The following is a 10,176-nucleotide window of genomic DNA, read 5'->3' on the forward strand; positions in this document are numbered from 1 at the left end:
TACGGCAATGCGGTTGGTCCGGGCAAGTGGCCCGGCTGGGATCGCCTTTCCCAACAACGTGATTGCGAAGGTTTGCATGCTCGGCATCGGTAATCTGGCGAAAAAGGTCTTTGGAAGCCCCAACGACCGCAAGGTCAAGGGAACGCGCGGGCTGGTGGCCCGCATTAACGCGCTGGAGGATCAGTTCCGCCCGTTGTCGGATCAGGGCCTGATCGACAAGACCCGCGAGTTCCAGACCCGCGTGGCGGCGGGCGAAAGCCTGGACGACATCCTGCCCGAGGCCTTCGCCAACTGCCGCGAGGGCGCGCGCCGCGCCCTGGGCCTCAGGGCCTTCGACGTGCAGCTGATGGGCGGCATCTTCCTGCATCAGGGCAACATCGCCGAGATGAAGACGGGCGAGGGCAAGACCCTGGTCGCGACCTTTCCCGCCTATCTGAACGCCTTGACCGGCAAGGGCGTCCACATCGTCACCGTCAACGATTACCTGGCGAAACGCGATGCCGAGTGGATGGGCAAGGTGTTCCGCCAGCTTGGCCTGAGCACGGGCGTGGTTTATCCCTTCCAGCCGGAACCGGAAAAGCGCGCGGCCTATGCCGCCGACGTGACCTATGCCACCAACAACGAACTGGGCTTCGACTACCTGCGCGACAACATGAAGGGCAGCGTCGAGGAAATGGTCCAGCGCGGCCACAACTTCGCCATCGTGGACGAGGTGGACTCGATCCTGATCGACGAGGCGCGGACGCCGCTGATCATTTCCGGTCCCTCGCAGGACCGCAGCGAGCTGTATGTGACGCTGAACCAGTACATCCCGCTGCTGACCGAAGAACACTTCAAGTTGGACGAAAAGGCTCGCAACGCGACCTTTACCGAGGAAGGCAACGAATTCCTGGAACGGCGCTTGCAAGCCGACGGCATCCTGCCCGAAGGCCAGACCCTGTACGACCCGGAATCGACAACCATCGTCCACCACGCCAACCAGGCCCTGCGCGCCTGGAAGCTGTTCAACAAGGACCAGCACTACATGGTCCGCGACGGCGAGGTGATGCTGATCGACGAATTCACCGGCCGCATGATGAAGGGCCGCCGCCTGTCCGACGGCCTGCACCAGGCCATCGAGGCCAAGGAAGGCGTGACCATCCAGCCCGAAAACGTGACGCTGGCATCCGTGACCTTCCAGAACTACTTCCGGCTTTACGCCAAGCTGGCGGGCATGACCGGCACGGCGGCGACCGAGGCCGAGGAATTCGCCGAGATCTACAAGCTGGGCGTGGTCGAGGTTCCCACCAACCGCGGCATCGCGCGCGTGGACGAACACGACCGCGTGTACCGCACCGCGGCCGAGAAATACGCCGCCGTGATCGAGGCGATCAAGGAAGCCCATGCCAAGGGCCAGCCGACCCTGGTCGGCACCACCAGTATCGAGAAGTCCGAGATGCTGTCGGCGATGCTGCAAAAGGAAGGCATCCCCCACAACGTGCTGAACGCCCGCCAGCACGAGGCCGAGGCGCAGATCGTGGCCGATGCGGGCAAGCCCGGCGCCGTCACAATCGCCACCAACATGGCGGGACGCGGCACCGACATCCAGTTGGGCGGCAACGTGGAGATGAAGGTTCTCGAGGCCCTCAAGGCCGACCCCGAGGCCAATCCCGACGAGGTCCGCGCCCGGATCGAGTCCGAACACGCCGCCGACAGGCAACGGGTTCTGGACGCCGGAGGCCTGTTCGTTCTGGGCACCGAACGCCACGAAAGCCGCCGCATTGACAACCAGCTGCGCGGCCGTTCGGGCCGGCAGGGCGATCCGGGCCGGTCCTTGTTCTTCCTGTCGCTGAACGACGACCTGATGCGGATCTTCGGGTCCGAACGGCTGGACAAGGTGCTGTCCACCCTGGGCATGAAGGAAGGCGAGGCCATCGTTCATCCCTGGGTCAACAAGTCGCTGGAACGCGCCCAGGCCAAGGTCGAGGGCCGCAACTTCGACATCCGCAAGCAGTTGCTGAAATTCGACGACGTGATGAACGACCAGCGCAAGGCCATCTTCAGCCAGCGCCGCGAGATCATGGACAGCACCGAGGTCGGAGAAATCACCGCCGACATGCGTCATCAGGTGATCGACGATCTGATCGACGAACACATGCCGCCGAAATCCTATCCCGAACAATGGGATCTGGAGGGGCTCAAAACCGCCGTCCGCGAGCGGCTGAACATGAACCTGCCCATTGCCGACTGGGCGGCCGAGGAAGGCGTGGACCAGGACGCCATGCGCGAACGCATCGAGCAGGCGACCGACACCTATCAGGCGGACAAGGCCGCCGCCTTCGGCGCGGAAAACATGCGCCAGATCGAAAAGCAGGTGCTGTTGCAGATGATCGACCAGAAATGGCGCGACCACCTGCTGACGCTGGAACACCTGCGCTCGGTCGTGGGCTTCCGCGGCTATGCGCAGCGCGATCCCCTGTCCGAATACAAGACCGAGGCCTTCCAGCTGTTCGAAACCATGCTCGACGGCCTGCGCTTCGACGTGACGCAGCGTCTGGCCCAAATCCGCCCCCTGACCGAGGCGGAGCGCGAAGAAATGCTGCGCCAGATGGCCGAACAGCAGAAGGCCGCGCAGGAACACCTGACGATGGAACACGGAGCGGACCGGCAATCGGACGACGACGCGTCCAAGCCCCAGCCGCTGGTCGCGGGCTTCGACGAAGGAAACCCCGCCACCTGGGGCAGCCCGTCGCGCAACGACCCCTGCCCCTGCGGATCGGGCAAGAAGTTCAAGCATTGCCACGGCGCGATCTGACGCGCGGCGCCCTTTGCGAAAACCTGCGCAGGGTGGGGGTTCCACCCTGCCGAACCCCTATCCCAACCGCGGGGGAAGCGGCCACCCGCGCAGCAGTTCCTCGGCGGCCATCGGCTTCTTGCCTGACCGCTGCGCTTCCAGCACCTCGACCGCGCCGTCGCCGCAGGCGATGGTGAATCCCGACAAAACCTGCCCCGGCGTCCCCTGGCCCGCGGCAACGCGGCTGCGCAATAGCTTCACCCGCTCGCCCGCGATCTCGCACCAGGCGCCGGGAAAGGGCGACAGCCCGCGGATCAGCCGGTCCACCCCGGCGGCGGGACGCGTCCAATCCACCCGCGCCTCGGCCTTGTCGATCTTGGCGGCATAGGTCACGCCATCCTCCGCCTGCGGCACGGCAGGCAAGGGCAGCCGCGCCAGCACATCGACGATCAGATCCGCCCCCATCTCCGACAGCCGGTCATGCAGATCGGCGGTCGTCTCCTCGGCTCCGATCCCCGTCCGCGCCTCGGCCAGCACCGGCCCGGTATCCAGCCCCGCCTCCATCTGCATGATGGAGACGCCGGTTTCGGCGTCCCCCGCCATGATCGCGCGATGGATCGGCGCCGCCCCCCGCCAGCGCGGCAGCAGCGAGGCGTGGATGTTCAAGCACCCCAACCGCGGCGCATCCAGCACCGGCTGCGGCAGGATCAGGCCGTAAGCCACGACCACAGCCACATCGGCCCGCAACGTCGCGAACGCCGCCTGCTCATCCTCGCCGCGCAGCCGCAGGGGCGTGCGCACGGCGATCCCCAACTCATCCGCCGCCGCATGAACCGCCGAAGGCCTGGGCTTCTGCCCCCGCCCCGCAGCCCGAGGCGGCTGCGAATAAACCGCAACCACATCGTGCCGGGAGGCGACGGCCCGCAGGGCGGGAACGGAAAAATCAGGCGTTCCCATGAAGATCACGCGCATTGGCGGCCCTTTCATCTTTGCCCCAAATATCCTCGGGGGTCCGGGGGCAGACAGCCCCCGGCGCTCTCACCGCCGCGCTGCCTTGGCCGATTTCGCGACCAGCATCTTGCGCCGCAGGGGCGACAGACGATCGACATACATGCGGCCGTCCAGATGGTCGATCTGATGCTGCACGCTGGTCGCCCACAGGCCCACGAAATCGCGCTCCTCCACCTCGCCGGCCTCGTTCAGGAACCGCACCGTCACCGCCCTGGGGCGGCTGACGGGGGCGGACACGCCGGGCAGGTTGGGGCTGGCTTCCTCGTGGCTGCGGAACTGGACGCTGGCGTGCAGCACTTGCGGATTCGCCATCCTGACCGCCTGCCCGCGCCTGTCCGAGGCATCAACCACCGCCAGCCGCAGCATGATGCCGATCTGCGGCGCGGCCAGGCCCACGCCGGGCATGGCCTCCATCGTGTCGACCATGTCGTCCCAGATCATGCGAACGGTTTCGGTCACCGCTTCCACGGGCTCGGCCGGGATGTGCAGGCGGCGGTCGGAATAGGGCAGAAAGGCGCGGACTGTCACGCGCGGCCCTTTTCCCGCTTCAGCTTGACCATGCGGCGGGTGATCATCTGCCGCTTGATCGCCGACAGATGGTCGATGAACAGAACGCCGTTCAGGTGGTCCAGCTCGTGCTGCGCGCAGGTGGCCCACAGCTCGTCGAAATCTTGCTCGTGCGTCTTGCCGTCCAGCCCCAGCCAGCGCAGACGCACCTGCTTGGGCCGGGTCACGTCGGCATATTGGTCGGGGATCGACAGGCAGCCTTCCTCATAGGTGTTCAACTCCTCGGAGGTCCAGGTCACCTCCGGGTTCACCAGCACCATGGGACGGCGCTCGGCCTCGGGGTCGCGGGTCGCGTCCATCACGAAGACGCGGGACAGGACGCCCACCTGCGGCGCGGCCAGACCCACCCCCGGCGCGTCGTACATGGTGGCCAGCATATCGGCCGCCAGCGTTTCCACCTCGGGCGTGATGCGGGCCACGGGGTCGCAGACCTTCTTCAGGCGCGGATCGGGATGGATCAGGATGGGGCGCGGGCTGCTCATGTCCGCGATGTAGGGCAAGGCTTCACCATAAGCAACAAGCCGCGTATGCAGGACCAAACAACGACAGGCCGCAACATGACCCCTGACTTCGACGAGATCATCGACCGCGTGGGCACCCGGTGTTCCAAATGGGACGACATGCAGGCGACCTATGGCGTGTCGCCCCAAGACGGCGGTTTGGCGATGTGGGTCGCGGACATGGACTTCCGCCCTCCCGCCGCCGTCCGGCGCGCGGTCGAGGCCTTGGCCGCCCATGGCGTCTACGGCTATCCCGGCGCGAACCGGCCCTACCTGGACGCGATCCGCTGGTGGATGGAACACCGCCACGGCTGGTCCATCCAGCCCGGCTGGATCCTGACCTGCGCGGGGCTGGTCAACGGCGTGGCCATGGCGCTTGACGCCTATACCGAAGCCGGCGACGGGGTGATCGTGATGTCGCCCGTTTATCACGCCTTTGCCCGCGTCATCCGCGCATCGGGACGCGCGCTTGTGGAACTGCCCTTGGCGCAGCAGGACGGGCTTTACCGGATGGACTGGCCGGCCTGGGAAAGCCGCCTGACCGGGCGCGAGAAACTGCTGATCCTTTGTTCACCGCACAATCCCGGCGGCCGCGTCTGGTCGCCCGAGGAACTGCGCCAGGTCGCCGATGTCTGCATCCGCCGCGACCTGATCCTGGTGTCGGACGAGATCCACTGCGACCTGGTGATGCCCGGCCACCGCCACAGCGTCACCGCCGCCGCCTGCCCCGACATCGCCGACCGGTTGGTCACGCTGACGGCGGCCACCAAGACCTTCAACATCGCGGGCGCCCATATCGGCAACGCGATCATCGCCGACGAAGGCTTGCGGAGCCGCTTCAAGGGCGCGCTGACGGCGCGCGGCATCTCTCCGGGCCTGTTCGGGATGGACATGGTGACGGCTGCCTATTCGCCCGAAGGCGCGGCTTGGGTGGATGCCCTGACGGACTATCTCGACGGCAACCGGCGGCTGTTCGACAAAGGCATCAGCGCCATTCCCGGGCTGCGGTCCATGCCCTTGCAGGCCACCTATCTTTCCTGGGTCGATTTCTCGGCCACCGGCATGGCGCCCGCCGAATTCACCGCCCGCGTGGAACAGACCGCCCGCATCGCCGCAAACCACGGCGCGACCTTCGGCACCGGGGGCGAAAGCTTCCTGCGCTTCAACATCGCCACCCCCCGCGCCCGCGTGGCCGAGGCGGTCCGCCGCCTGCAAGACGCCTTCGCCGACCTGCAATGAAGGGCCTGGCCCGCATTTTCTCCGCCGTGACGGCGCTGTGCCTGCTGGCGGCGGCCTGGATCATGCTCGCGCCCCCGCGCCCCACGCCGGTCCCGCCGCCGACCGTGCGGCTGACCGGCCCGGTGGATCATGTCGTGATCCGCAAATCCGCCCGCAGCATGACCGCCTTCCGCGATGGCCGGCCGCTGAAGACCTATCCCATCGCGCTCGGCTTCGCCCCCGCCGGCGACAAGCGCCGGCAGGGCGACGGCAAGACGCCCGAGGGCCGCTTCACCATCGACCGGGTCAACCCGGACAGCGCCTATCACCTGTCCCTTGGGCTGGACTATCCGCGCCCGCAGGACCGCGCCCGCGCGGCCGCCCTGGGGGTCGATCCCGGAGGCGACATCTTCATCCACGGCCAGCCGAACCTGCGCCCCGATGGCGAAACCCTGCCGGGCGACTGGACCGCGGGCTGCATCGCCGTTTCAAACGGCGACATCCGCGAACTCTACGCCGCCGCCCGCATCGGCACGACAGTCGAGATCCTGCCCTAGCGCATTCACCTTTGCTCAAATACCCTCGGGGGGTCCGGGGGGCGAAGCGCCCCCGGCCTCCGTTGCAATCCCGTGCCCCTGCGATCATATAGGGGCGCAAACCCGAACACACCCGAAGGCACACCCCGCATGGTCTATCTGGATTTCGAAAAGCCGCTTGCCGACATCGAGGGCAAGGCCGAGGAGCTTCGCGCCCTGGGCCGCAAATCCGAAAACACCGTGGATGTGGAGAAAGAGGCGGCGGCGCTGGACCGCAAATCCGCCGACCTGCTGCGGGACCTTTACAAGTCGCTGGATCCCTGGCGCAAGACGCAGGTGGCGCGCCATCCCGACCGCCCGCATTGCCGCGACTACATCGAGACGCTGTTCACCGAATACACCTCCCTGGCGGGCGACCGGGCTTTTGGCGACGACCATGCGGTGATGGGCGGCCTTGCCCGTTTCAACGACGCGCCCTGCGTGGTGATCGGGCATGAAAAGGGCAACGACACCAAGACCCGCATCCACCACAATTTCGGCATGGCGCGGCCCGAAGGATACCGCAAGGCGATTCGGCTGATGGATCTGGCGCACCGCTTCGGGCTGCCGGTGATCACCCTGGTGGACACCCCCGGCGCCTATCCCGGCAAGGGGGCCGAGGAACGCGGCCAATCCGAGGCCATCGCCCGCTGCACCCAGAAATGCCTGGAGATCGGCGTGCCCCTGGTCAGCGTCATCATCGGCGAGGGCGGCTCGGGCGGCGCGGTGGCCTTCGCCACGGCCAACCGCATCGCCATGCTGGAACATTCGATCTATTCGGTGATCTCGCCCGAAGGCTGCGCCTCGATCCTGTGGAAGGACGCCGAACGGATGCGCGAGGCCGCCGAGGCGCTGCGCCTGACCGCGCAGGATCTGAAGAAGCTGGGCGTGATCGACCGCATCATCGCCGAACCCGTGGGCGGCGCGCAGCGCGACCCCGCCGCCGCGATCAAGGCCGTGGGCGAGGAAATCGCCGCCATGCTGGCCGACCTGAGCGGCAGGAAACCCGACGACCTGATCAGGGACCGCCGCCAGAAGTTCCTGGACATGGGATCGAAAAGCCTGGTCGCCTGAGGGGCGGTCAGGCGGCCAAGATCGGCTGGCGGAACCCCGCCTCGGCCATCAGCCGGTCGGAATGGGTCTCGACCTCGGCTTCCAGCCGGGGGATGAACCCTTCCTGCGGAACCTCGGCGGGAACGACCGGCAGGAACTCGACCACGGCGCGGCCCGGGCGGATGCCCCATCCCTTGCGCGGCCAGAACAGGCCGGTGTTCACCGCGACCGGCACCACCGGCAGGCCGGTGCCCGCGCGGATGGTGCTGACACCGTGCTTGTAGGGGCGCCGCTCGCCCGGCTTCGTGCGGGTGCCCTCGGGATAGATGATCAACTGGCCCAGGCCCTCGCCCGCCAGGCGGCGGTTGATCTCGCCCGAGATGGCGCGCATGGCGTCTCGGCCCTTGGCGCGGTCGATGGGGATGCAGCCGACCTTCCAGGCATACCAGCCCATGATCGGCACGCGCATCACCTCGCGCTTCATGATGAAGGCGCGGCGGGGGAGCGCATGGGCGATGACCAGGATGTCCAGGAAACACTGATGCTTGGCGGCGACGATGCAGTCTTCGGTGGGGGGGGTGCCGCGGATCTCGCAGGTGACGCCCAGATGCAGGCGCGCGGCCCAGAGCATGTAGCCGATCCAGCGCGTCGCGACCCGGTTGGCGCCTTCGCGCCCGTGCCGCAGCAGGGCGGGGATGCCCAGCAGCCCCAGAACCACCGTCGCCAGCGCGACATGCAGGTAATACAGCGCGTTCTGGACATATTGCCACGGCGTCAGCGGGCCGGGCACGGGCGATGCCGCCCGTCCGGTTTCCGCCCGGTCGCTCATCGCACGGCCCCCAGCATCTTCAGCGCCGCCCAGCGGGTGGCGAAGAACCCGACCGCCGCCGCGACAACCGGGATCAGCAGCGGCAGCAGCCAGCCCCAACCCTGAAAGCCAAGCCCCGTCAGGAACCCGCCCGCCGCATCCATGCCCGGCAGCATGGCGATGCCCGCCATGCCGAACAGCGTGCCGACCGCCGCGCCCACGGCCGCGCGCTTGGTGAAGCGGCGCACAAAGGCCGTGGCGATGGTGATGTCGCGCGCCCCGATCAGCCGCAGCACGCGGATCACCTGCCCGTTCGCCGCCAGGGCCGCCTTGGCCGCCAGCGTGATCATGGATGCCGAGGCCGCCGCGATCAGCAGCAGCGACACGATGCCAAGCACCCGCAACCGGTTCGCGGCCGTTACCAGCGGACGGCGCCATTGGGTGTGATCGTCCAGCACCGCGCCCGGCGCCTCGGCCTCCAGGCGCAGGCGCAACCCTTCGGCGTCGAAGTCGTCGCCCGCGATCGGAAGCTCGATCAGGGCGGGCACGGGCAGCGCATCGACCGGCATGTCGGGGCCGAACCAGGGGGTCAGCAGCCCGGCCACCTCCTCGGGCGGCAGCAGGCGCGGCTGGCCTGCCCCGGGCGTCGTGGACAGCACCTGCATGGTGGCCTGGGTTTGCGCGGCCTGCTGGTCCGCCGGCGCGCTGACGCGGACCGTCACCGACCCCGCCAGCTCGCCGGACCAGCGTTCGGCCAGCCGCCCGGTCGCCAGCGCCAGCGCCAGGGCGAAAACGGCCAGGAACGCCATGGCGCCGGCCGAGAACAGCGTGAGCTGCGCGGTAAAGCCCGTGGGCGGCACGATCCGGTCGCCCGGCCCGCCGTCGCGGATCAGGCCCTGCCACAGCGCCCGCAGGTTCAGTCCCCGAAAATCAGCCGCCATCACAGATCAGCCCCCGCCAGTTGCAACGTCCCGTTCGCGATGCGCAGCACGCGCGCCGCGACCTGCGCCTTGGTGGCACGGATCAGGTTCAGGTCATGCGTCGCCACCAGCACGGTCTTGCCCGACTTGTTCAGCTCGACCAGCAGCTGCATCAGGCGCATGGACATGTCCCAGTCCAGGTTGCCCGTGGGCTCGTCCGCCAGGATCAGGTCGGGCGACAGGATCACCGCGCGCGCCAGGGCCGCGCGCTGCCGCTCGCCCCCGGACAGGGACGGCGGCAGGGCGCGGGCGTGCTGCGACAGGCCGACCCATCCCAGCAGGTCGCGCAGCGCCTCCATGTCCACCTCCTGCCCCGAGATCGTCAGCGGCAGGGCCAGGTTCTCGGCCACCGGCAGATGGTCCAGGAACTTCGTGTCCTGATGCACGACCCCCACACGGCGCCGCAGGTCGGCGATGCCGTCGCGCGACAGCTGCCGCACATCCTCGCCAAAGGCGGTCATCTGCCCCGAGGTGGGCAGCAGATCGGCATAGCACAGCCGCAGAAGCGTGGTCTTGCCCGATCCCGACGGCCCGGTCAGGAAGTGGAACATGCCGGACTGCAACGTCAGCGTCATATCCGACAACAGCTCGGTCCCCCCATAGCCGAAGCCGACATCCCGCATCTCGATCAAGCGCCACCCCCTCGTTCACCGGGCCTGCCTGCTTTCCGGCCCTGCCGGCTTGGAAGCCG

General features: G+C 68.0%; 10 protein-coding genes. 4 read left to right on the plus strand and 6 right to left on the minus strand.

Translation table 11 applies throughout. The features are described 5' to 3' along the window. The first annotated feature begins 76 nt into the window (after positions 1-76). Positions 77-2,794, plus strand: coding sequence for a preprotein translocase subunit SecA (secA, locus tag ACFOM8_RS06340; RefSeq protein WP_377760351.1), 2,718 nt, complete (start codon positions 77-79; stop codon positions 2,792-2,794). Positions 2,795-2,851: 57 nt separating this feature from the next. Here secA and fmt read toward each other — a convergent pair whose 3' ends face one another. From fmt to def (ACFOM8_RS06355), 3 genes are all read right to left on the minus strand, one after another. Then, complete coding sequence (gene fmt / locus ACFOM8_RS06345; protein ID WP_377760353.1) at positions 2,852-3,745, minus strand: methionyl-tRNA formyltransferase; 894 nt, start codon at positions 3,743-3,745, stop codon at positions 2,852-2,854. Positions 3,746-3,811: 66 nt separating this feature from the next. After that, positions 3,812-4,312: a peptide deformylase gene (gene def, locus ACFOM8_RS06350; RefSeq protein WP_377760355.1), complete on the minus strand. Its 501-nt coding sequence runs from the start codon at positions 4,310-4,312 to the stop codon at positions 3,812-3,814. Continuing rightward, on the minus strand, positions 4,309-4,833 hold the full coding sequence (gene def / locus ACFOM8_RS06355) for a peptide deformylase (protein WP_377760356.1): 525 nt from the start codon (positions 4,831-4,833) through the stop codon (positions 4,309-4,311). Before def (ACFOM8_RS06355) ends, def (ACFOM8_RS06350) begins: the two co-directional genes overlap by 4 nt. Positions 4,834-4,908: 75 nt before the next feature. On the opposite strand from def (ACFOM8_RS06355), the gene ACFOM8_RS06360 reads away from it, so the two are divergent. From ACFOM8_RS06360 to ACFOM8_RS06370, 3 genes are all read left to right on the plus strand, one after another. After that, positions 4,909-6,090, plus strand: a complete 1,182-nt coding sequence (locus ACFOM8_RS06360; protein WP_377760358.1) for a MalY/PatB family protein — start codon at positions 4,909-4,911, stop codon at positions 6,088-6,090. Further along, positions 6,087-6,626, plus strand: a complete 540-nt coding sequence (locus ACFOM8_RS06365) for a L,D-transpeptidase family protein (RefSeq protein ID WP_377760360.1) — start codon at positions 6,087-6,089, stop codon at positions 6,624-6,626. The genes ACFOM8_RS06360 and ACFOM8_RS06365 overlap by 4 nt, the downstream gene beginning before the upstream one ends. A gap of 129 nt (positions 6,627-6,755) precedes the next feature. Beyond that, positions 6,756-7,718 carry an acetyl-CoA carboxylase carboxyltransferase subunit alpha gene (locus ACFOM8_RS06370; protein WP_377760362.1) on the plus strand — a complete coding sequence of 321 codons (963 nt, stop codon included), beginning with the start codon at positions 6,756-6,758 and terminating at the stop codon, positions 7,716-7,718. Positions 7,719-7,725: 7 nt separating this feature from the next. On the opposite strand, the gene ACFOM8_RS06375 is transcribed toward ACFOM8_RS06370, so the two are convergent. From ACFOM8_RS06375 to ACFOM8_RS06385, 3 genes are read right to left on the minus strand one after another with little or no spacing between them, the layout of a single operon-like run. Beyond that, complete coding sequence (locus ACFOM8_RS06375) at positions 7,726-8,526, minus strand: lysophospholipid acyltransferase family protein (protein WP_377760364.1); 801 nt, start codon at positions 8,524-8,526, stop codon at positions 7,726-7,728. Continuing rightward, positions 8,523-9,446 (minus strand): cell division protein FtsX, encoded by a 924-nt coding sequence (locus ACFOM8_RS06380; protein WP_377760366.1) that lies wholly within the window; start codon positions 9,444-9,446, stop codon positions 8,523-8,525. Before ACFOM8_RS06380 ends, ACFOM8_RS06375 begins: the two co-directional genes overlap by 4 nt. Next, positions 9,446-10,117 (minus strand): cell division ATP-binding protein FtsE, encoded by a 672-nt coding sequence (locus ACFOM8_RS06385; RefSeq protein ID WP_377760367.1) that lies wholly within the window; start codon positions 10,115-10,117, stop codon positions 9,446-9,448. Before ACFOM8_RS06385 ends, ACFOM8_RS06380 begins: the two co-directional genes overlap by 1 nt. Positions 10,118-10,176: the final 59 nt, after the last annotated feature.

Source organism: Paracoccus angustae (assembly GCF_042648745.1).
Classification (GTDB): domain Bacteria; phylum Pseudomonadota; class Alphaproteobacteria; order Rhodobacterales; family Rhodobacteraceae; genus Paracoccus; species Paracoccus angustae.